Below are 23,028 nucleotides of genomic sequence, written 5' to 3'. Positions count from 1 at the left end.
TTATATGGTAGAATTTATTCCTTTTTATCGACCAGAAATAAATGATGAAGATGTTGAGGGAGTTATTCGTGCTCTTAAGTCTGGATGGCTTTCAAAGGGGCCAAAAGTGATAGAGTTTGAAGGGAATTTAAAAGAATATCTAAATACTGAACATGTAGTAAGTTGTAATTCAGGGACTGCGGCGTTACATTTAGCGTTATTGTCTTTGGGGATTGGATTAGAAGATGAAGTAATAGTTCCAAGTTTTACTTTTTGTTCAAGTGTAAACGTTATTATGCATGTAGGTGCAAAACCAGTATTTGTAGACATAGATGAAGAGGATTTATGTCTTGACCTCCATGATGTTAAAAGAAAAATCACTAAAAAAACTAAAGCCATTATTGCAGTTCATTTTGCTGGATACCCAGCCAAATTAAAAGAACTTCAAAAGATATGTAAAGAACACGGGTTATTTCTGATAGAGGATGCGGCTCATGCATTAGGAACTAAGTATGATGATACTTTGATTGGTACACATGGAGATATTATTTGTTTTAGTTTTTATGCTACTAAAAATATAACAACAGGTGAAGGTGGAGCGTTAGTCACTAAAAATGAGGAGATTGCTGAAAAAGCTAGATTATATGGTTGGCATGGCATCACCAAGAATGCATGGAATCGTTATGGCGAAAAAGGAAGTTGGCGTTATGATGTTCTATTACCTGGATTTAAGTATAACATGATGGATCTACAAGCTAGCTTAGGTATTAGTCAGTTAAAAAGAGCTGATGAAATGATTGAAAAACGAAAGAGAATAGCGGAAATATACCAGGAAGAATTAAAAGAAATCCAAGAGTATATAACATTACCTAACTATGTAAACAATCCAAGTATAAAACATGCATGGCATTTATTTGTTATAAAGATTAATCCTAATTCTCCTATCAGTAGAGATCAGATGATTCAAGAAATGAAAAAGAGAAATATTGGGCTGAGTGTTCACTTTATTCCCGTTCATATGCATCCATATTATCAAGAGAGATTTAATGTACATTTACCCAAAACAGAAGAAGTATTTGATCAAATTATTTCATTACCATTGTATAGTGCACTTACAGAAAATGAGGTTGAACATATCGTTACGTCTTTAAAAAGTTTATACCAATTAAAGGTAGGGAGGTAAATATTTATGAAGATAGGAGTTATTGGTGGCGGTGGATTTATTGGTAAACATGTTACAAAGGAGTTAATAGCAAGAGGTTATGAAGTAATTATATTTGATAAATTTAAACCAAGTATTGATGTTCCTTTTGAAGAAATTGATATCTTAGATATTGCGACATTAAGAGAAAAGCTTATTAATGTGGATGGGGTCATACATTTAGCTGCATTAGTAGGTGTTGATAATTGTCGTTCAAATGAAGAAGATGTAGTAAGGGTGAATTTTGAAGGCACGAAAAATATTGTAGAAGTTTGTATAGAAAATGGAATAGATAAGTTATTATTTTCTTCTAGTTCTGAGGTGTATGGGGATGGTGTGAGTGTTCCGTTTAAAGAAAATGATGTCAAAATTCCCAAATCAGCTTATGGAAAAGCTAAATTAATGTCAGAAGATTTTTTGAAAGAATATGCTAATAATAGTTTTAAAGTCAGAGTGGTACGTTATTTTAATGTATACGGTTCACAACAAAATGAAAACTTTGTGATTTCTAAGTTTTTAAAACAAGCTCATAACGGCGAAAATATGACTATTTATGGGGACGGGCAGCAAATTAGATGCTTTAGTTATATTAGCGATATTGTTAACGGAACGATATTAGCATTTGAATATGAAGGAGAGAATTTTGCAGATTTTAATATAGGAAATAACAAGCCTATATCTATGGAGGAATTAGCGGGGAAAATCAATGAGTTAATGGGAAACAAAAGTGAAATTGAATTTCTTAATTTAGGGGATGAGGGAGTAAGAGATTCTAATATTGAAATATTCAGAAGAATACCTTCAATAGAGAAGGCTCAATTATTATTAAACTATCAGCCGGTTATTTCATTAAATAGAGGGTTAGAGAAAATAATAGAGGAGAAATATGGAAACACAGTATCTATATCCTAAAAATCCTAAAAAAATTAAGTATCCAATATATCCTTCTTTTTGGAGTGTATTTGATCATATATATTTTTTGAAAAGTATATATAGATCCAATCATTCTAATCTAAAAGAGAGTCTACAAAGCCTCTACCCTAATTCCGAAATTATATTAACTAATAGTGGTTCTTCGGCATTAGTAGCAGGGTTAAAGTATCTAAAGATAAAAAAAGAGGATGAAGTAATTTTATCAAATTTTAATTGTCCTAATGTAATAGAGGCAGTATTAACAGTAGGAGCAAAACCTGTATTAATTGATTTGACTACTGATTACTCACTTTCTCTTAATAAAATAAAAAAATATTCAAATGAAAATACAAGAGCAATTATTCTTACACATGTGTATGGATGTCATGAAGATTTAGAGGTTATTAATTGGGCGAGAGACAATGATATTTATATAATTGATGATGCAGCACAAGCAATGTTCTCTTATCAAAACGAAAAATCAATTGGTAGTTTAGGTGACATTGGAATTTTAAGTTTTGGGGGAACTAAACCCATCCCGAGTATAGGGGGAGGAGCGTTACTTCTTAATCATACGGTAAATGACTTGTGTGACATGGAAGAAGAAAAGAAGGAAGAAGTGTTTTTAGATTATAAAAACCACCTCAAAACGCAATTAGCTTTAAGAATCAAGAAGAATTGGCTACTGAATTTACTTACTGATTATTGGGAAAAGTTAGGGATTCTTCCTTCCTATAATGATAGCAAATTGGATTCTTTGCCAGAGGAAACGGAAGTTATATATCCAAAAACAATGTCCACATTACGTTCATTGCTAATTGATAAACACTTAAAGAGAATGAAAAAGATTTTAGAAATTAATATATATAATGCTAGTTTGTGTTATACGATGCTGCAATCAATTGAAGAAAAGTACGGGGTAAAGATTATATTTTCAGCTCAGAATGTTTATTTGAACTATTTCACTATTATTTTCAAAGAACCATCTGATAGATATGAATGTTCCGTATATTTGGCTGGAAAAGGAATACAAACTTGTTGGAATTATCTACCTCTAAGTGAAATCCCTATCTTTTCCAAGTACGCCACTGAGTCAGAAAATATAGAATTTTTATGGTCAAGAGTATTATCAATACCTTTTAAATATCCTTTAAGGAAAAAAGACCTTAAGTATATATGTAGTCAAATTCTAATATATTTAGAGAAAAAGAAGTAAAAGGTGATTATATGAAAATCGAAATATGTACTGATGCCCAATATTGGGATGCTTGTATGGAAGAATATAATGGTTCTGTATTCCATTGTTATGAATGGGGAAAATTAATGGAATTATTACCTGGTGTTCAATTTTTTCCAGTATTAATAAAAACAAGGGGTACAGTAGTTTTATCTCCTATATATGTACAGGATGGTAGGGTGCTGGGAAGTTTAATTGGTTATGGAGGCCCTGTAATCATTGGCCAAGATAAAATAGATTTTGCATTTTATGAATCGATAATAAATAGGAAGTTTGAAAATAAAATTCAAAAACTTTTATTACCTATAACAATAAATCCTTTTCAAAGTTATAGTGATGAAAAGTGGGAGTATAAAGAAACTTATATGTTAGATCTACCAAATAATTTTGAGGATTTATGGACATCGTGTTCAGGAAAAGCTAGGACAAGTGTTAGATATGCACGTAAACAGAATGTTGAAATTCGGCCTATAGCTTTAGAAGAATTAGATGGATTTTACAATTTATATCAGGAACATAATAACAGTATAGGAGCGAGTTACTCATTTAGTAGAGAATTTTTTTATCATTTATTTGTTAATTTAAAAGAAAGAATTCTTTTCTTAGGAGCATTCTTAGAAGAAGAACTAATTAGTTCCAGCATATTTATAATGGATAAACAAGTTTTATATTACTGGATTAATATTAATAATACCAAAGGGAAAAATACACAATCTTCATATTTGCTACTAAATGATGCGTTTGAATTAGCAATTCATAATAAATTAAAGTATGCGGATTTAGGATATTCGCATAATAAAGGAATTGCTAGACCAAAGATATACTGGGGAGCAGTTTTGAAAAAATGTTTTTGTTTAAAAGAGAGGATTTAAACTATGATTATTAGTGGCCACCAACCAAGTTATTTACCTTGGTATGGTTTTTTTGAAAAAATTCATAAATCGGATGTGTTTGTATTTCATGATATAGCACAATTTGAAAAGAAAGGTTTTTTAAATAGAAATCGTATTAAAACTTCCCAAGGAGTATCCTGGTTAACGGTTCCGATGCAAATGAAAAATTATAAAGAAATCCCATTGAATAAGTTAAAGATAGACAATACACAAGATTGGGAGCGAAAGCATTGGAAGACAATAAGAATTAATTACTCTAATGCGCCCTATTTCAATGTATACAAGGATTATCTAGAAAATTTTTATTCAGAAAAATGGGATAATCTCAATAGTATGAATATGAACTTTATTCATTTTATTATTCAAGAATTAAATATTGATACGGAATTATATTATGCATCAGAGCTAGAGGGGATTACAGGGAAAAAAAGTGATTTTGTATTAGAGCTTTGTCAAAAGTTTAATGCCAATACTTATTATTCTGGAAGTTTAGGTCAAGATTATTTAATAGAAAGTGATTTTGAGCATGAAAATATAGAAATCATATACCAAAGGATAAGAGAGTATTCTTACCCACAGTTATTTGGAGAGTTTATACCGCATTTATCTATGCTAGATGTTTTATTAAATTGTGGTCCAGAGGAAACAGAAAAATTAATTAAAGGAGTTTAAAATCATATGAATGTACTTGTATTTGCTGCACACCCGGATGATGAAATTATTGGTGTTGGTGGAACAATAGCAAAACACGTGGAACAAGGTGATGATGTACATGTTGTAATCCTTGCAGAGGGGAAATCTTCGAGATCTAAAGAATACAGAGAACTAGATTTAGAGGTTAAGAGCCTGTCTTATAAAGAAACGGAGGGGGCATGTACTACACTTGGTGTAACAAGTTTTGTGAGGTTAGATTTTCCAGATAATCGTCTTGATACATTGCCATTACTAGATGTTGTAAAAGAAATTGAAGAGCACATTAATAAAATAAATCCTACGATTATTTATACTCAATATGGCGGAGATATAAATATCGATCATACTGTTGTTTATAGAGCAGTGATGACAGCTACACGACCTCTACCAAATAGTAATATTAAATGGGTGTTTGCATATGAAACCTTATCTTCTACTGAGTGGAATTATAATGAGAAAGATAAGTTTCTTCCTAATTATTTCGTAAATATTGAAGAATATTTGGAGACGAAATTAAATGCGATGAAACATTATGAATCGGAGTTAAGGGAATTTCCTCACCCACGTTCAATAGAAGCAATGAAGCACAATGCTTTTGTATGGGGAGCAAAGTCAGGATATAAAGCGGCTGAAGCATTTATGTTAGTAAGAGGAACATGGTAGGTGAAGAGAATATGTTAATACCGCAGGTACCATTCTTTGGATTAGATCGCAAACAAATTGATTTAAAATGGGTTGAACAAGGTTATGGATTAGAAGCAAATATTTTTGATGGAGAATCTTTACATGATAAGTCATATACAACAAAGTTTTCAGATGTACTTTCTTTTGTTCAAACACTTAATCCATCTTTATTAACCTTGCATTTTCCAACTGATAATGCAGACTATTTAAATAGTGAATTTATAAAAAAACAGTTATATGAGTTTATTAATCTTGCTATAAAATATAACGCAGCAGGTATAACAGTTCATGCTAATCAATTTATGAACATAGCAGAATTTCAAACTTATAATCTTATTGATAATAGAAAAAGAATTATAGAGTTCTTTAAAATGATAGATGAGGAAATAAAAGGAACCAATATATGGATAGGTGTTGAAAACTTACCCATCATTGGAAACTTAGGTGATGACTTTGATCCTATATTTGTATACCCAGAAGATTTTAATGACTTGGTAAATTTAGATTTATCTAATGTTGGAATAACGTGGGATATATGCCATTGGTCTATCACTTATCTTACACGTCTAGGTATTTCTAAATTGTTAAGACAAGAGGAAATTGAGTATAAAGACTTTCATAAGTATATAAATTTAATGAATCATATCAAACATTTACATTTTAGTTCTTTTAAACATTTGACGATTCCTTATAGTGAGGTACGCTGCTTTGAGGGAGAAAGTCCGACTAATGGTTCTATTAATGAACATTTATTACATGAAACTTTATTAAAAGTAAAGAATCAAGTTTCAAGTAGAAATATAGGAATTGTATTCGAAGTACAGGAGACTGATTATACAAATAGAGTGAAATCATGGGAGACTCTTAATTGGTTCCAAAAGAATATTACTGGCATACAAGCAAACTCGAATTTTTTAAAGATATAAAAAGAGTTACTGGTTTAATATCATATCAAGTAATTTAAGTTAGAGATGATTTTAGTGAACCTTTTCTTCTAAATAAGTATGTTAGAAGGGAAGGTTTTACTATTAATGTTTTCTAATAAAAGGGAGGACAAATGAAAAAATTAGCTATTACAAAAAAAATCATTGTAAGTTTTGGAATTCTATTGCTTTTCTTTTTTAGTAATCCATATGGAGAACCAGTAAAAGTAAATGCTATGGTTAATAATAATCTGTATTCTCCTGTGACAGAACAAGTTCGTGCTAGTCGTGCCATTGAACATATACGTTTTCTTTCTGAAAAAATTGGTCCACGGCCAAGTGGGACTATGCAAGAACATAGAGCAGCTAAATACATTGGAGATACATTGCAGAAATTAGGGTATGAGGTTGAATATCAAGCACTTCCTGTACCTGATCAATATATTGGAAGTATTTCTTTTAGTATGTATGGGGAAAAAGATTGGCAGGTTGGGGCAGCATCTAATGCATTTATATCTAAAAATCCGGTGGTTGGCTCGGTAGTTTTTATAGGAAAAGAGACCAATATTAATAGTTTATCTGAGTCAATCCATGGGAAAATAGTATTATTAGAACAAGCCGATACTATTGAAAAATATAATGAACAGGTTGAGCATGTAGCGATAAAGGGAGCAAAAGGTGTGTTGTTATATAGTACGATTGGGGATAGAGGGAACTATGGAGAAGCTTTTAATCCAATTTTAAAAAAGGAACAATCGATACCTGTATTTGGACTTGCCTATAATCAGGGGATTAGGATGAAAGAAAAGTTATTACATAATCAAAATGTAGTCAGTTTAAAGGCAAAGCAAGAAGTAAATTTGCGCTCATTAAATGTTATTGCGAAAAAAAAGCCTAAACATACGACAGGTGATGAGGAAGTAGCAATAATGAGTGCTCATTATGATAGTGTTATCGGGGCACCTGGAGCAAACGATAATGCTTCTGGAGTAGGGCTTTTATTAGAGTTGGCTTACAATTTTAAGGATATAGAGACTAATAAAGAAATTCAATTTATTGCTTTTGGAGCGGAAGAAAATGAATCTTTAGGAGCTTATCATTATGTTAATCAGTTATCTGATAAAGACAAAACACGTATTCGAGGAGTGTTTAATGCAGATATGATTGCAACAAGTTATCATCAGGCTAAGGATTTATATGCAATGACGTTAGATGGCTCTCAAAATGAAGTAACAAATACTGCTGTAGCTACTAGTAAAGAATTGAGGAAATCGGTTGTGTTAACTGGAAAGTTTGATTCTAGTGATCATGTACCATTTAATCAAGCTGGAATTCCCTCTGCTTTATTTATATGGATGGATGTAGAGAGTTGGGATCCTCTTATTTATCATGTTGAAAGGGTTTTTCATACACCTCAAGATACCGTTTTAGAGAACATCTCGGCTCAACGTATGCAAGATGCACTGGAGATTATTGGTACGAGTTTATATTATTTTATCAAAAGATAAGTATTTTTATGAATTGGTAGCTTATTTTGCTAAATTTAGATTTTGGTAAAAGTGTTATAAAGCTCTTTACGTAATAAAAAATATACAGTGAGCATAGGTGAGGTATATATGAGAAGTACATGGAAAGAGTTCAAGGGGATGGACCTTAATGTATGGATTCGCTTTATTGGAGAAGCTTTAAATGGTATTGCAATGATGATGTTAATGCCATTTTTCGCATTATATTTAAAGGATAAAGTAGATTCTTTGCTTGAGGTAGGTGTGATCATAGCTTTATCTCCAATTGCAGCAAGTATAGGCTCGTTAATTGGAGGACATATAGCAGATACTTATGGCCGGAAACCAACTATGGTACTCTCTATGGCTAGTAATGGGTTATTAATGCTGTTTTTTTTGTTCATAGATGGTTTTATAGCATATGCAATCTTATCTATCGGTTTAGGGTTATGTAACTCTTTTTTTGAACCAGCCGCATCTGCAATGGTTACGGATGTAACAGAACCAGAAAAAAGAACTGAGGCATATGGATTACTTAGAATGGCTCATAATATAGGAGCAGCGATAGGTCCTATAATTGGCGCAGCAGTTGTAGTTGTATCAAAAGATGTCATCTTTTTGATTACTTCTGGAACCATGCTGTTTTATACAATATTAATGGTACTGTTTTTAAAGGAAACAAAACCTAAAAATGTCATGATACATGAAGAAACACCTGAAAATTCAATAAGATCCACATTAAGAGTTGTTATAAGGGATAGGATATTACTTTTCTATATAGTTACAGGAATCATTATATTTATGGGATTCTCGCAATCGGAAGGTATGTTACCGCTTCATTTTAGTAATGAGAAGACAATGATTTTTGGAAATAGTAATCCATTTCCATATTTAATGACGTTAAATGGCCTATTAGTTGTTTTTTTTCAATTTCCCATTTCAAAATGGTTAACTCACAAATCGATTGGGAAATCAATGCTATATGGCGCAATTCTTTTTGGTATTGGTCTTTTGGCAATAGGATGGTTACCAAAGTGGTTTCAAGTAATAAACACAAACGATTTAGTTATTTTAGTTTCATTATTAATAGCTTATACAGTTTATACTTTAGGAGAAATGATTATGTCACCTGTCCAAATGACTTTCGTTGCTAATTTAGCTCCAGAACATTTGAGGGGTACTTATATGGGAGCCGCTAATCTGCAGTGGATTACAGGTAATATATTAGGGCCTCTTTTAGGTGGTTTATTACTGGAGCATCTTCTAGGGCATATATTATTTACAATCTTAGGTGTGGGATGTGTTATGTCTGGATTTGTTTACTTATTATTAGATAAACTTGTTGAGAATAGAAGCAAACAGATACCTATAAAACAAACATCTTAATTTTAAAAGTATTATCGAGTTGAAAAAAATTTCTATTTTATGAATTAAGTAAAGCGCACGTTTATTAACAATAAACGTGCGCTTTGCTTATTATCATTTATAATGTATTGAAATTAATTCATACATAGTAATTTTGACAGGCTACGGTTTTAATATGATAAAAATTAATTTGATTCTTCTTAGTCGACTACAATCAGATTTCTTGCCTTATCGATATGGTTAAGTAACATACGATACTCTTCTTCGTATGTAGTTAACCGTTGGAGAAGGGATTTATTCTCTGCCGTTAAATATTCAATTTGCTGTTGTAAATCGTTCACTTCACTCACTGCTTTATAATTTTGTAGAAAGATAATAATGTCATCTAATGTAATAGATAAAGAGCTTGTTTCTTTTGTTTGTTGGATGGGGGACTTGTTATTTCCAGTTTTTTGATTTTGTTTAGCCTGTTGTATTTCTTCTTCGTATTGTTTTCGTACGCATGAGTTCCAACGAAATCCGCAAGCAGCAGGTGTCCTAGCTAATTGCTTAGCTACCTCTTTAAATGCAGCTAATTGTGTTCCACCGTCACGAATATTTTGAAGTACTATTGTTGCGAGAAGTGAATCGTTATCGTTAGTCCAGGAATCTTGTCTTGAAATTACCATTTTTCAATCCCCCTTATATGCCTTTAATTACATATATGCAATTACTTAAAATGATAGAAGCCCAACTTCTCTTAAAATGTAAAGGTTTTATACTTAAATAAGAGATCGGTTTAATATGAGGAGAATAAGACTCAAATTAAAATAATTAGGAGTAAGTTGATAGAAGTATACACTCTTTAAAATGCGAAATTGCATAAAAAATAAGGTTGAATATTTATTATAGTTGTAACTATACTGGTTACAGTAATGCAACTAAAGTAATAGATTTGATGGTATGAACTAGTTGTATTAATGATATATAAGTGAATATAAAAAAAATGAATGGAGTTGAAAATATAACCCTAAATATAAGACGCTTGTATAAAAAAGAAGTTAGGTAATCTATAGTTTTTTATAATCATATATAAATTAAAAGAGGTGCACGATTTGAAAATTTTTAAGGGAATTCTAGTTTCTTCAATTGCATTAACAGCATTTAATGGGGTGGGCGGACTACTCCCAAGTGAAAAATCAGAAATTGCCTACGCAGCTAGTTACGATTATTCAAATAAGCAATTGAATTCTATTGTACATAAGCAAGTTACTAAACAATTAATTTTGAAATTTAAAAATGAAGCAAATTTGCCATATCAGGATGGGATAGAAAAATTCATTAAAGAAGAAAAACAAGACCCTGAATTAATTGGAATTTTAGCCGAATATCCAAATGTAACTATAAATCGACTTTTTAGTTCTTTAAATCCTAAAGAAATTAAAAATCTAGGTAAAGAAATAAAAGACTCTGATCATATTTCTTCTAATTTGCTAAACTATTATATTGTAGAAACCCAAGGTGATATTGATGTACAAGCATTGCTTGTAAAATTTGAGAAATCATCTCTTGTTGAAACGGCATATTTACAGGAAGAAGAAGCTCCACCTGAAGAGCGTTTATCCAATTTATCAGTTAATCCATATGATGAGCCTAGACTTACAAGGCAAGGTTACCTTGAACCAGCACCATTAGGAATCAATGCACCTTATGCCTGGAGTATAAAAGGTGGAGATGGAAAAGGAACAACTTTTGTAGATATGGAGTATGGCTGGTTATTTAGTCATGAAGATTTAGTGAATCAGAAGATCGAATTGATGTCCGGACAGAACAAGAGTGAACATCATGATCATGGTACCTCAGTCTTAGGAATTGTTTCTGCAGAAGATAATAACATAGGTGGAATTGGGATTGCACCAAAAGCTAAGGTAAAGGTTGTATCTCAGATTAGAGACAACGGTAGGTATAATACAGCTGATGCTATATTAAGTGCGGTTAACAATATGCAAGCTGGAGATATTCTTTTATTAGAAGCTCAAGCAACTTATGAAGGATATGGAGATAAGAACTATCTTCCTGTAGAAGTAAAACCGGATATATTTGATGCAATTCGTCTGGGAACAAATAAGGGAATTATTATTATTGAAGCAGGTGCAAACGGCGGAAATGACTTGGATCAATTTAGAGACCGTAATGGTAAACAAGTTTTAAATCGTAATAGTCCTGATTTCAAAGATTCAGGGGCGATTATGGTTGGGGCAGCTTCTGCAAGGGTTCCTCATAAACGTTCATATTTCTCTAATTATGGTAGTAGAGTAGATGTGTATGGATGGGGAAATGCAGTAGACACAACAGATGCTAAACCACGTGAATTTATGACAAATCTTTATACTTCTAGCTTTGGCGGAACGTCTAGTGCATCACCTATCATTGCTGGTGCTGCTGCATTAATTCAAGGGATTGTAAAAAATAATCAGGGAAAAGTATATACGCCAAGCCAGCTTAGGGATATTTTAAGTGATTCTAGTACAGGAACGAAATCCAATGATCCAGCCTCTGATAAAATTGGTGTTTTACCTGATTTAAAAGCCATTGTATCTAAACTTGGCTTTTCACCAAACTTAAGCAATGATTCTTCCATTGTATTTCCAGAGGAACAAGAAATAAATAAAGGGAATGAAGGAACTACTATTACATTCCCGAAAGAGGATTCCGCTAATAGTGAAGGGAACTCTAGCTTCATTTTCCCAGAATAATTGTAGAGATACCTTTTATTTAGTATGAAAGAATCTTATATAACTAGTTGTTTATAATACTAGTCAGATAGGCTCTTATGTGTAATAGCATAAGAGCCTATCTGTTGTACTTTATAACCATATGAGGAGGAAAGTACTTCTGGATATTTTTAGTGTAGTGAAGTGTCTTATATCTACATTTATATAATATTCAGTGTAGACTCATTATAAATTTAGAAATGAACTATTTTTTCAATTATATGCATAACGGCAATTGGTGGTAATAGTGCAGTCCAACCAACTGCATAAACGTTTAATTTTTCAACTAATTTGTAGTTTCCACTATTTGAAATAGGTAATCCATTGTTATAGAAATTGCTGTATAGAGTGATGGAAACGAATGGTGTTTAAATAATTAGATAGAATAAGGGGCTTATGTTAAGGATTACTTAAAGATAAGCCCTTTCTTTTTTATTATTTCATGACATTCATCCCAAAATTCTAAACGATGTGAAAGTAGGGGTAGTTCAAGAAAATTTGTATTTAATTTTTGACAACTTTAATAAATTAATTTTTACTATCGTATGAATTAGGATAAATTATTATAAGTTATGGTTATTACTTAACATTTTGTTTTACTTGATCTTTTAATTCATTAAGGGTCTTACCGCTAATATTGTCAGTAATAGTTTCATGTATTTCATTTTTCAATACAATTGTTTTACCTGCAATTTCTGCCTTGGAAGACATCTTACTTTCATTAATAGTTTCTATGTTTGTTTGAAGGTCAGCTTTGTTATTTTCATCAAAAGTAATTGCAAATGGTTCAATTGCTCCGTAGTAGTTTCCAAATAATTGATCTTTCTTTAAAAACATCATATATTTTTTATTAACTTTAGGTTCGATATATAAAGGATCCTTATTTTGAACCTCTTTAGTAGTTACCTTAGTAGCTTGTTTTGTAACTGTGCCATCTGGTGCAACAACTGCATTAGAATCTTCAAGTTTTACGGTTTCAGCGAAACGATGATTGATTTTTATTTGTTTATTTTCATTCACACCTTTAATTGTTTCGGAAATGTTGAAATTATATAGATGTCCTTCAACATAATTTTCTGTATCCTCTTCCGATGGATTACTTGGATTACGTGCCATATTCCACTTAGAGCCAAGCCCTTCATATTCACCAATTACAACTAAATCGGCTTCATTAATCATTTGATTTAAATCACTTGTAGCAGGGAAATCTTTACTGAGAATGACAGTTTCAGCATTCTTATCTTCGCCAGCAACATTGGAGAAGTGACTATTATATGCTGAATATCCTCCAAAACCAATCACTGCAGCCAAAGGAATTGCAATTACTATAGTTTTTGCTTTTTTGCTTAACATTAAGAAATCATCTCCTTTTTCTGTTAATAGATTGCATTTACACCATTCTTATCGTCAGTTTGAGGGACATGCATAGTAGTACGATTACGATTGCTGTTCATAATTGAAGTGCCACTGTTGTGACCTATTCCTATTGCATGACCAAACTCATGAACTCCTGTACTTTTAGCAACATTAGATTTTGTAATATTTGTATTCCCTGCATTAATATCACCAGCGAATTTCGTTACTTTTTTAGTGGATGTATTATAAGTTGTGTTCATTCTTCCATAATAAGTAGAGGAACTTTCAAACCAAGAGTTTAATTTGTTCACAGAAGAAGAAGAAACTGTAAAGTTAATACGAGAAGCAGTGTACCAGGCGGAATCTGCAGCTTGCCAACCGGATTTAATGATACTGGAGCCATCGTCTAATCTGTCTCCCCACTTATATGTAGCTGATTTTGAAGGTAGCTTCCATCCTTCTTTTACATAAGCTTCTGAAACTCCAACGCTGGAAAAGACAAACACACTACCTAATAAAAATGCAGTAACCCCTTTTCTAAAATTCATATTATCCCTCCAAAGATTATTTTTAACAAGAGAATTATAGCATCATTATCTTGTTTTGGATTAATTTTTTTTTAAAAACTCAGAATATTCATGTTGAGAAAATGGTATAAAATATCTTTTAAGGAGACGTTATTATAATGTATAAACATAAAGTAATGAAATGGAGTCTATGTTTATTAATATTTACTTTTTTAATTATTATTGGTAAAACAATTTGGTCAAATACAGACATAGCAGAAGTGTCTAATGTTTCATCGAATTCTGAAACTATAGTTTTAAGTAAAACATTCAAAACTACAAATCATTTAAGTGAAATGGTGGAAGAAGCAGATGTAATTGTACTAGGTAAATATGACGGTTTACACTCTAAATGGAATATGGCAAACAATTCATCATATGAGATTCAAGGTGAAGATATCGAAGGCCATCTGTTTAATTTTCATGTCAAAGAAATTTTAAAAGGGGACTCTGTAGAGAATAAAATTTTAATAAATCATAGATACTCAGAAAGCCTCGTATTAGAGGAAAGTAATGAAGTTATTGATGACAATGGAATAATTCTGAAAGGTGCTACGAAATTGTTTACAAAAAAAGTGAAAAATATAGATCCATTGTATATAAAACCTAAATCTGGTGACACATATATAGTTTTTTTAAAAGAGAATAGTAAACTTGGACATTTTTATCCAGCTTTAGAACCTTTTATGATTCAGTTTGATTTAAGGAATGTCGCACACCTGAAAAGCAATCTAATAAATTGGGATAAAAATAAATATAAATTTGAAGCAAAGGTAAATGAGAAAACTTTTTATATTGAAAATGAAATAGATTCAACCATCAAAGATAATATTAGTGGAAAAACATTAAAAGAAATTAAGAATTTTGTAAAGAAAACTTCAAAAATGAAATAACATTATGACATACTATATTTCTATATACAATTGAGGATATGATTCTAACACCTTTCTGGTGTATTTAAATGAGGAAAATATAAAGGTTTATAAATCTGTGTAGTTATAGCATTTTAAATAATGATATAAGATTTATACCTAAAAGAACTTTAAATTTTCTGTTTACAGCATTAGGTCTTAATCCTATCACTAAAAGCGGACTAAGTCCTGCAGGGGATTCTTCTAGCAAAAAAATCTATAATTTTAAAGTGCTTTAAGCGTCAAGAAGGTTTAATTTAATTATGTAGTAGTGCAGCTTAAAAGATTGGGTAATGGTTATGATATAATAAAATTCAAATATAATAAGGGGGGATAAATTAAATGATTTTTCAAAGCATGATTACAGCTATTATAGAAAAATTACAAGAGACTGTGAATCCCTATTGGATAATTGTATTTGGATCCATAGCAGAGAACAGAGAACGGGAAGATAGTGATATTGATATAGCTTATTTAAGTGACATAAAATTAGGGAATTATGAACGTTTTTTATTAGCACAGGAGTTAGCGGATATTGTTCATAGAGATGTTGATTTAGTTGATTTATCAGAAGCTTCTACAGTTTTTCAAGCTCAGATTATACATACAGGTAAGACAGTATTTTGTTCTGATGAAGAACGAAAAATCATTTTTGAAATGAAGACTTTAAAAATGTATTCAAAATTGAATGAGGAACGCCAGATAGTATTTGATGATATAAAGAAAAGAGGTTCTATCTATGAAGAATGAAGTCATTTTGAATAAAATTTCTACAATAGAGCGTTGTATAAAAAGAATACAGGACGTATATGGAAATAATCCTGATAATTTGGAGGATTATACAAAGCAAGATTCTATAATATTGAACATACAAAGAGCTTGCGAAGCAAGTATTGATTTAGCAATGCATATTGTTGCAGGGAAAAAATTAGGATTACCTCAATCAAGTCGAGACGCTTTTGATTTGTTGGTTGCAGCAGATTTACTTAGCGCAGAGCTAGCAAGTAAATTAAAGGCGATGGTGGGATTTCGAAATATTGCTGTTCATGATTATCAAAGTGTAAACTTAGATATTGTTCGTCAAATTATTGAAAAACATCTAAAAGACTTTAAACTATTTACGAAAGAAGTTATGGGAATTTTGGACTTATAGAAGCACAAATCTTAGAATCATGATTGCATAGAAGAACATCATAGCAACTGTACATTATGATGAGTAAAGTACTTCTGTGAATACTTTGCTTGTTTTAACAAATAAAAACAAATCAAGTAAAACATGGACATATTGAAAAAAGACACCTTAAGGTGTCTTTTTGGGTTGAAAATATACAATCTGTTTAAGTAGATGTAAATATTAAATTTGAATAAGAAGAAAATCATGTTTGTCGATTCTTCATAAGTATAGCTTGAACTACCCCCACTTTCACTTCGTTTAGAAGAGGGGGATTCCTAAGTAAAGAGTTCTATCGAACTTTAATTTATTAGGCTAACCCCGCAGTCCTTGCGGTTAGAAGCCTTATCGCTTCATTCTTTAGATTGATACTTGCGTTAATATCCCTATCATGGTGTGTACGACAAGAAGGGCAGTCCCATTTACGTAGGTTTAGATTTTTAACGTCTTTGTTTTGATATCCACAACAAGAACATAATTGGCTGGAAGCAAATGTTTTCGATACGACAATGACTTGTTTGCCGTACCATTTTGCTTTATATTCCAACATGGTTCGAAACTGTGACCAGGAAACCTCACTAATTGCTTTTGCTAACTTATGATTCTTTAACATATTCGATACTTGCAAATCTTCTATACCGATAACATCGTGGTTTTTGATGATTTCAGTTGAGATTTTGTCCAAGTAATCTTTTCTAGAATTCATTACATATTCATGAATTCTAGCTACCTTAATTCTTTGTTTATTCCAGCGAGAAGATCCTTTCATTCTTCTAGAAAGAACACGCTGCGCTTTCGCCAACTTCTCTTCTAACGATCGAAAAAACTTCGGGTTTTTATAGGTTGTTCCATCTGACAAAATCGCGAAGTCTTTTAGCCCTACATCCATTCCAATGTAAGAAAGTGTTTTCGGGAGTTCTTGCACTTTTGTTTCAACTAACAATGACACAAAGTATCTACCAGAAGGGTTCCTTCTAACCGTAGCATTTAAAATACGTCCCTTTACTTCACGACTTTTGGCAAATCGAACAAGACCTAGTTTTGGCAATTTCATTTTGTTGCCTACAACGGCAATGTTTTCATTTGTTTGTTTTGTGGTATAAGATTGTAGGTTGTTCTTCTTAGATTTGAAACACGGGGCGCTGTTTTGTTTTTTGAAAAAGCGTGTATAAGCATCCGCAAGGTTGCGAACAGACGACTGAATAGCAATACTATCCACTTCTTTTAGCCAAACAAACTCTTTCTTCATGGCAGGGAGTTTGGCAGAGCATGTACCATATGTCAAACCTTTTCCTGTTTCCTTGTATGCATTATTCCATAGAGATAGGAAGTGGTTGAATACAAAACGAGAACAACCAATCGTTTTATTGATTAGGGCCGCTTGTGCTTTATTTGGATAGATACGAAATTTATATGCTTTATTAATCATCATTCATTTCACCTCCATTTCGGTATGTGTCTATTATACAACAAACATACATTCGGTAGGTAGTGAAGTAACACTTTATGTATGTCGAACAATTAAGATGGCTTACTGCCATCCCTTGTCCGAAGCTAATTCATCTCCCACCTACTCACTTCGCGTTCCTTGAGGAAGGAGTCTTCTTGGCTAAAATGATAAAAAATCTACAAGCAATAGGTGGTTTCCATGTAAAAGACCTGTCAAGGAGTACAGGGCTTTTACTAAGATAATCGGATAAGGGAACTCATGATTTTGTATTAATATAATAGTATGTATTTCTTAAAGAATATTTTTGCATATTTTACTGGAAATAGAGCACGATATTACTAAATCAATGGAGGTGTGTAAGAAATGCAAATTCACAAAAATAATAATTCAAACGAAATTTTGATAGCAGCTGCAGCAAGTGCTATTGAGCAAATGAAATATGAAATTGCTCAGGAGTTCGGTGTTACACTTGGACCGGATTCAACAGCACGAGCAAATGGTTCAGTAGGCGGAGAGATTACGAAACGTTTAGTTCGTATGGCGCAAGAGCAGTTATCTGGTCAATATAAAGTTCATTAAGGGTGGTTTTTGCCCATCCCCTCGAAAAGGGGGAATAAGAAAAAAGCAAACTTCCCTTTTAAGAAGATTTGCTTTTTTCTAAGCTATATTCGTATTCTTTGACTCTTCTATATTTGCTATGGTAAGCACTTTTATAAATACAACGTATTTATTGATTAACAAAAATATAAAATCCTTTTTCCCATCGATCTTTGAGCCATTGCAATTCTTCTTTCATATTGGGAACGTATTCGTTTGTTCGTTCCATCAATTTATAGGTTTCCACTAGTTCCAAACATCGATTTGGACTAGTAAGAGAATGTATAAAGAGCATATCACGTTTTGTTACCGAACCAAAAGAGATCCCTTCACGGCTCACCGATAATAACTCTTGAATTTCCTCTTGATCCATATTGGTTTTCTTTAGGTAATTATTCATATCAATGAATGTAGTGTAACTCCATTTCATATTGTCATAATCATTTTCTTGTAGGATCATTTCACGATAAGATTCCATATCATGTATGAGGAAATTACGAATCGCGTCTATAGAAAATTGCATGTACCAAACTTCCTTTACTGTATAGGGTATGTGTGAGTTTTGAGGTTCCTTTAAAAAAAGTATTCTCCTATATGTAGGAAAATACTTTTTTACTTTACCATATATTTAAGTTCTTAGCTGGTTTTAAAACCTATTAATTTTGAAGGAAGACTCTTCATCGCTTCTCCTGTTTTTGGATTACGACCGTTACGCTCTGCAAGTTCCTGGACTTCGGATGTCCTCAAAAAACAAGTAACTGTACTTTTTCTCCTTGTTGTAAAGATTTTGCGATTTGGTCCAATCCTATTTGTATCGCTGAAAACGCATCTTTTGTGTTAAGTTTGTTTCTTGTTTAATGAGTTCCATTTTTTCATCTGTCACACCTATATATTCGGCAAGATTTCAGTAATCGTTATAACGTGTTTGCTATATGTAAAACGAGTTTCTTGCTTGCATTATCATATTTATACTAGAGAAAGTTATGCTGTCTTCGAAAAATTCAATCAATATTTAAAAAATGTCAGAGAAGGATTTATATCTGATGTACTGACAGGCGTGTTGTTTTTTTTGTATATCTTCAATGTTCTTAATATAGCTACTTTACTTGTTTTATTAATAATTTGTATTTTGAAATTCAAGGAGGATATTGATGTACTTTTGCGTAAGTGAATAGTTTTCTGTTGAGTTTATTGCGAATTACGAATATGATGCATGGGGGAATCTTCAGAAATACTTATCTCTGATGCGGTCGCGAGTCGTCTCTCAATAGATTGATCTTTACTACTTACTCTAATATACTAAAAATTTATTTCATAATTCATGATCTAGTCTAATAGGGGCACGGCAACATACCCATCAACTTAAAAATTCAGAATTACCCCAAAACGAAAAAATGAGCTTTTTGTTACAAGTTAGCACAAAATTTCGTTCTGGGGTATTTGCATTTCTTAGCTTGATGGTGATGTGACGCTACCCCTATAAAGGTATAGTTTTCGTACTTTCATATACAATCATGTCACTTAAGTAATGTGAGCGTCGCTGCTATTACATTGTCGACAAATGAACGTTGGGGGCGAGATTTCATCATAACCGTTAGACCGATTAACGCTACAATCAGTGCCTGTGCCAAAGACTTTGCATCTGTGTTGACTTCCAGCTCACCTGATTGGATTCCTCGTTCGATCGTCTCCTGAAAAATGACGGCGAGGTACATTTGATGTTCTCTGGTCAAAATTTCAAATCTCTCATCATGAGGTGCTAGTTCAACCATTGTATTGATACAAAAACAACCTTTACTAAGATCTTCTGCGTATTCTTCATTGACGACATCGGCAAAGAAAATAGAAAATGCCTCTTTTACAGAGGAGTGACTTTGAAGCCTAGTTCGTGTATCAGAGGCCCGAGACATTGTATATCTGCGAAGTGCGGCTTCAAACAATTCTTTCTTATCTCCAAAAGCCGAATAAATACTAGGGCGTTGAATGCCCATTCTAGAAGTAAGATCACTTAATGAGGTAGCCTCATATCCCTTCTCCCAAAATAACTGCATTGCTGCATCTAAAACTTGATCCTCATCAAATTCACGGGTTCTTGCCATTAAGAATTCTCCTCCTCAAACTTTGATTTTATTAATTGTTTTAGGATAGGTGTGTAGGTAATTACAATTGTTATTTTTGTTACCAAACAGTATGTAATTATTATATAATTAGCCATTATTTATGTCAAATCAAGCTTCATTCATTTAATATAACATTTACTTTAGTGCAAAAAACATTGACATAATGAATGAGACTAAGTTATATTTACCAGTAATTATATTGTACCGAACGGTATGTTATAATCAAAAATCTAATATGATTGGAGGTTAAGGTATGTGCAAAACAGAGAAAAAAATAGAAGATGATCCACTCTGCACTAAGATAAGTCATAAATCTTCCATAACAAAACCTAATTTGAATCAACAGCCATCCATGTCTCACGCTTTGGCATTATTGTTTGCGACTGCCTGTGGAATGTCTGTTGCCAATATTTACTTTGCACAGCCGTTGCTTGATCAACTATCTAATGAGTTTGGTATTGACCATTCCATTATTGGTGTTGTTATTACCATTACACAAATTTTTTATGGATTGGGCTTACTACTACTCGTACCGCTTGGAGATTTGCTAAACCAGCGACGTCTAATTGTCGGTCAGATGCTATTATCTACAATAGCTCTGGTTATAGTTGGTACTGCCTTCTCTAGCATGGTACTTTTCGCAGGTATGGCTTTGGTGGGTCTGCTTGCAGTTGTGACACAGACTCTCGTGGCGTTTGCAGCGACCATCGCTTCCCCTACAGAAAGAGGACGTGTCGTTGGCATTGTAACAAGTGGAATAGTTATTGGCATACTTCTCGCACGTACTTTTGCTGGTATATTAACAGATGTTGCGGGATGGCGTTCTGTATATCTATTTTCTGCTGCGCTCATGCTTTTGATGGTTTTTATGTTTATAAAGATGTTGCCCAATGTTGAGCGCGAGGTAAAATCGCTATCCTACCCTCAGTTGATTAGATCGGTGCTTGCTTTGTTTATTCAAGAACGAACGTTACGCGTTCGCTCCGTTCTAGCCATGCTGATTTTTGCTGATTTCAGCATTTTGTGGACTTCACTAGTACTGCCACTTAGTACACCGCCAATCGCTCTATCTCATAGTGCAATTGGCGCATTCGGTCTTGTAGGCGTGGCTGGAGCCTTAGCTGCGGCACGGGCAGGGAAATTGGCCGATCAAGGTTACGGACAACGAACGACAGGTATTGCTTTAGCTCTATTATTGATTTCATGGTTGTTCATCAGTTATATAGAGCAGTCATTAATCGCATTAGTGATAGGGATAGTTCTACTTGATTTGGCCGTACAGGCAATACATGTCACGAATCAAACCATGATCCTTCCATTGCATACAGAAGCACGGAGTCGACTTACTGCTGGATATATGGTGTTTTATTCTATCGGCAGTGCTGGTGGTTCAATTGCTTCGACTCAAATATACGCACACTTTGGCTGGGGAGGGGTTTCCTTACTTGGAGCCTCTGTCAGTGCTTTCGCTCTTCTTTTTTGGGCTATGACCAGACGAGTTAAGATTTCATGAAATAAACGTGTGTTAGCCAATATGAGAAACACGTTACTACCATAAAGGAAATGATTAATTTTTTGACTTAAAATCTAATTGGACTAGGAGAGATAACAAATGGAAATAGGTATTACGTCTTTTGTAGAAACGAAACCAGATGTACATAGTGGTGAAGTGATAAGTCACGCACAGCGATTGCGTGAAGTTGTTGAAGAAATCGTTCTTGCTGATCAAGTAGGACTTGATGTGTTTGGTGTTGGTGAGCACCATAGGAAGGATTATGCAGCATCCTCTCCAGCGATGGTTCTATCAGCGGCGGCACCACAAACGAAAAAGATACGGCTCGCGAGTGCAGTAACTGTGCTTTCTTCAGCTGATCCTGTGCGCGTTTTTCAGGATTTTTCTACACTGGATGGCATTTCAAATGGACGCGCAGAGATTATGGCGGGTCGTGGTTCCTTTATCGAATCTTTTCCATTGTTTGGCTATAACTTGAAGGACTATGAAGAACTGTTTGAAGAACATTTGGACCTACTGCTCAAAATACGTCAGTCCGAAAAAGTGACTTGGGAAGGCGGACATCGACCAGCAATCAATAATTTAGGTGTGTATCCAAGACCTGTTCAAAATCCTTTACCGATATGGGTTGGTAGCGGTGGAAATCAGGAGTCTGCTATCCGTGCCGGTTTTCTGGGATTACCACTTATGCTGGCGATTATTGGTGGTAGCCCAATGCACTTTGCACGAATTGTACAGCTATATAAGAAAGCGGCGGCTCACGCTGGTCATGATGTATCAAAACTTCAGGTGGGATCTCATTCGATTGGATTTGTTGGAGAGAATACGGAATTGGCAGCAGATACATTTTTCCCGTCCACTCAGGCAGGCATGAATAAACTTGGTAAAGAGCGGGGTTGGCCTTATTATGATCGTTCCAGCTTTGATGCTGCACGAAGTTTTGAAGGGGCATTGTATGTTGGTGATCCAGATACAGTCGCCGAAAAAATCATCCATCTTCGTAAGCATGTAGGGATTACACGCTTTATGATGTATGTACCATTAAGTACCATGCCACATGATCAAGTCATGCGTGCCATAGAATTGCTTGGAACAGAAGTTGCCCCTCGTGTAAGAGAGGAAATTGCCAAATGGGAAGCTGAAGGAGAACAGGAGACACATCTATTCCGTTAATTATTCCATAAGGATTGCATCAAGTC

General features: G+C 33.3%; 23 protein-coding genes and 2 pseudogenes. 16 read left to right on the top strand and 9 right to left on the bottom strand.

From position 1 onward, the window contains the following. Positions 1-4 precede the first annotated feature (4 nt). The 9 genes from MKX77_RS27715 (at position 5) to MKX77_RS27675 (ending at position 9,413) form a co-directional block, all read left to right on the top strand. Positions 5-1,162 (top strand): DegT/DnrJ/EryC1/StrS family aminotransferase, encoded by a 1,158-nt coding sequence (locus tag MKX77_RS27715; RefSeq protein ID WP_326996824.1) that lies wholly within the window; start codon positions 5-7, stop codon positions 1,160-1,162. 6 nt (positions 1,163-1,168) lie between these two features. Beyond that, positions 1,169-2,092 (top strand): NAD-dependent epimerase/dehydratase family protein, encoded by a 924-nt coding sequence (locus tag MKX77_RS27710; RefSeq protein WP_341308381.1) that lies wholly within the window; start codon positions 1,169-1,171, stop codon positions 2,090-2,092. Beyond that, positions 2,067-3,308, top strand: coding sequence for an aminotransferase class V-fold PLP-dependent enzyme (locus MKX77_RS27705; protein ID WP_341308380.1), 1,242 nt, complete (start codon positions 2,067-2,069; stop codon positions 3,306-3,308). The genes MKX77_RS27710 and MKX77_RS27705 overlap by 26 nt, the downstream gene beginning before the upstream one ends. Positions 3,309-3,319: 11 nt before the next feature. Continuing rightward, positions 3,320-4,201: a peptidoglycan bridge formation glycyltransferase FemA/FemB family protein gene (locus MKX77_RS27700; protein WP_341308379.1), complete on the top strand. Its 882-nt coding sequence runs from the start codon at positions 3,320-3,322 to the stop codon at positions 4,199-4,201. Between the two features lie 3 nt (positions 4,202-4,204). Continuing rightward, a complete protein-coding gene (locus MKX77_RS27695; RefSeq protein ID WP_012259911.1) occupies positions 4,205-4,894 on the top strand; it encodes a WbqC family protein in 690 nt (229 codons plus the stop codon). A 6-nt stretch (positions 4,895-4,900) separates the two neighbouring features. Beyond that, positions 4,901-5,578, top strand: coding sequence for a PIG-L deacetylase family protein (locus tag MKX77_RS27690; protein ID WP_341308378.1), 678 nt, complete (start codon positions 4,901-4,903; stop codon positions 5,576-5,578). A gap of 11 nt (positions 5,579-5,589) precedes the next feature. Then, a complete protein-coding gene (locus tag MKX77_RS27685; protein WP_002068798.1) occupies positions 5,590-6,525 on the top strand; it encodes an endonuclease in 936 nt (311 codons plus the stop codon). Between the two features lie 131 nt (positions 6,526-6,656). After that, on the top strand, positions 6,657-8,030 hold the full coding sequence (locus tag MKX77_RS27680; RefSeq protein ID WP_002068799.1) for a M28 family metallopeptidase: 1,374 nt from the start codon (positions 6,657-6,659) through the stop codon (positions 8,028-8,030). Between the two features lie 108 nt (positions 8,031-8,138). Beyond that, entirely contained in the window at positions 8,139-9,413 is a 1,275-nt protein-coding gene (locus MKX77_RS27675; RefSeq protein ID WP_002068800.1) for an MDR family MFS transporter, read from the top strand. Between the two features lie 179 nt (positions 9,414-9,592). On the opposite strand, the gene MKX77_RS27670 is transcribed toward MKX77_RS27675, so the two are convergent. Continuing rightward, the gene (locus tag MKX77_RS27670; protein WP_240381348.1) at positions 9,593-10,060 is read right to left on the bottom strand and encodes an RsfA family transcriptional regulator; all 468 of its coding nucleotides are present in this window, start codon (positions 10,058-10,060) and stop codon (positions 9,593-9,595) included. Positions 10,061-10,486: 426 nt separating this feature from the next. Here MKX77_RS27670 and MKX77_RS27665 point away from each other — a divergent pair, with 426 nt between their 5' ends. After that, positions 10,487-12,127, top strand: a complete 1,641-nt coding sequence (locus MKX77_RS27665) for a S8 family peptidase (RefSeq protein ID WP_341308377.1) — start codon at positions 10,487-10,489, stop codon at positions 12,125-12,127. Between the two features lie 212 nt (positions 12,128-12,339). Here MKX77_RS27665 and MKX77_RS27660 read toward each other — a convergent pair. The 3 genes and pseudogenes from MKX77_RS27660 to MKX77_RS27650 form a co-directional block, all read right to left on the bottom strand. Next, positions 12,340-12,465 (bottom strand): annotated as a pseudogene (locus MKX77_RS27660) (DUF3221 domain-containing protein); the annotation flags it as partial. Positions 12,466-12,724: 259 nt separating this feature from the next. Then, entirely contained in the window at positions 12,725-13,498 is a 774-nt protein-coding gene (locus tag MKX77_RS27655) for a cardiolipin synthase (protein WP_341308376.1), read from the bottom strand. Between the two features lie 23 nt (positions 13,499-13,521). Next, positions 13,522-14,049, bottom strand: coding sequence for a matrixin family metalloprotease (locus MKX77_RS27650; RefSeq protein ID WP_002162058.1), 528 nt, complete (start codon positions 14,047-14,049; stop codon positions 13,522-13,524). A 137-nt stretch (positions 14,050-14,186) separates the two neighbouring features. Between MKX77_RS27650 and MKX77_RS27645 the strand changes: the two genes are divergently transcribed. The 3 genes from MKX77_RS27645 (at position 14,187) to hepT (ending at position 16,131) form a co-directional block, all read left to right on the top strand. Further along, on the top strand, positions 14,187-14,960 hold the full coding sequence (locus MKX77_RS27645) for a hypothetical protein (protein WP_341308375.1): 774 nt from the start codon (positions 14,187-14,189) through the stop codon (positions 14,958-14,960). A gap of 360 nt (positions 14,961-15,320) precedes the next feature. Further along, positions 15,321-15,728 (top strand): type VII toxin-antitoxin system MntA family adenylyltransferase antitoxin, encoded by a 408-nt coding sequence (mntA, locus tag MKX77_RS27640; protein ID WP_215556727.1) that lies wholly within the window; start codon positions 15,321-15,323, stop codon positions 15,726-15,728. Continuing rightward, positions 15,718-16,131, top strand: a complete 414-nt coding sequence (hepT, locus tag MKX77_RS27635; protein WP_002204073.1) for a type VII toxin-antitoxin system HepT family RNase toxin — start codon at positions 15,718-15,720, stop codon at positions 16,129-16,131. The genes mntA and hepT overlap by 11 nt, the downstream gene beginning before the upstream one ends. Before the next feature lie 328 nt (positions 16,132-16,459). On the opposite strand, the gene tnpB is transcribed toward hepT, so the two are convergent. After that, positions 16,460-17,581, bottom strand: coding sequence for an IS200/IS605 family element RNA-guided endonuclease TnpB (tnpB, locus tag MKX77_RS27630; RefSeq protein ID WP_341308374.1), 1,122 nt, complete (start codon positions 17,579-17,581; stop codon positions 16,460-16,462). Between the two features lie 381 nt (positions 17,582-17,962). Here tnpB and MKX77_RS27625 point away from each other — a divergent pair, with 381 nt between their 5' ends. Further along, entirely contained in the window at positions 17,963-18,178 is a 216-nt protein-coding gene (locus MKX77_RS27625) for an alpha/beta-type small acid-soluble spore protein (RefSeq protein ID WP_215556728.1), read from the top strand. A 148-nt stretch (positions 18,179-18,326) separates the two neighbouring features. Here MKX77_RS27625 and MKX77_RS27620 read toward each other — a convergent pair whose 3' ends face one another. The 4 genes and pseudogenes from MKX77_RS27620 to MKX77_RS27610 all read right to left on the bottom strand — a co-directional run bounded on the left by MKX77_RS27620 (position 18,327) and on the right by MKX77_RS27610 (position 20,295). Beyond that, positions 18,327-18,719 (bottom strand): hypothetical protein, encoded by a 393-nt coding sequence (locus tag MKX77_RS27620; protein ID WP_002204072.1) that lies wholly within the window; start codon positions 18,717-18,719, stop codon positions 18,327-18,329. Positions 18,720-18,832: 113 nt separating this feature from the next. Beyond that, positions 18,833-18,943, bottom strand: coding sequence for an HU family DNA-binding protein (locus MKX77_RS30770; RefSeq protein ID WP_445819126.1), 111 nt, complete (start codon positions 18,941-18,943; stop codon positions 18,833-18,835). A 474-nt stretch (positions 18,944-19,417) separates the two neighbouring features. After that, a pseudogene (locus MKX77_RS27615) lies at positions 19,418-19,492 on the bottom strand (recombinase family protein); the annotation flags it as partial. A 221-nt stretch (positions 19,493-19,713) separates the two neighbouring features. After that, complete coding sequence (locus MKX77_RS27610) at positions 19,714-20,295, bottom strand: TetR/AcrR family transcriptional regulator (RefSeq protein ID WP_341306226.1); 582 nt, start codon at positions 20,293-20,295, stop codon at positions 19,714-19,716. Between the two features lie 274 nt (positions 20,296-20,569). On the opposite strand from MKX77_RS27610, the gene MKX77_RS27605 reads away from it, so the two are divergent. Continuing rightward, positions 20,570-21,829 carry an MFS transporter gene (locus MKX77_RS27605; RefSeq protein ID WP_341306227.1) on the top strand — a complete coding sequence of 420 codons (1,260 nt, stop codon included), beginning with the start codon at positions 20,570-20,572 and terminating at the stop codon, positions 21,827-21,829. 99 nt (positions 21,830-21,928) lie between these two features. After that, the gene (locus MKX77_RS27600; protein WP_016091903.1) at positions 21,929-23,002 is read left to right on the top strand and encodes an LLM class flavin-dependent oxidoreductase; all 1,074 of its coding nucleotides are present in this window, start codon (positions 21,929-21,931) and stop codon (positions 23,000-23,002) included. Positions 23,003-23,028: the final 26 nt, after the last annotated feature.

This window comes from Bacillus sp. FSL R9-9410 (assembly GCF_038050385.1).
GTDB lineage: Bacteria > Bacillota > Bacilli > Bacillales > Bacillaceae_G > Bacillus_A > Bacillus_A cereus_U.
The sequence above is the reverse complement of the archived record's forward strand: the minus strand, read 5'-3'. Positions and strand labels throughout refer to the sequence as shown.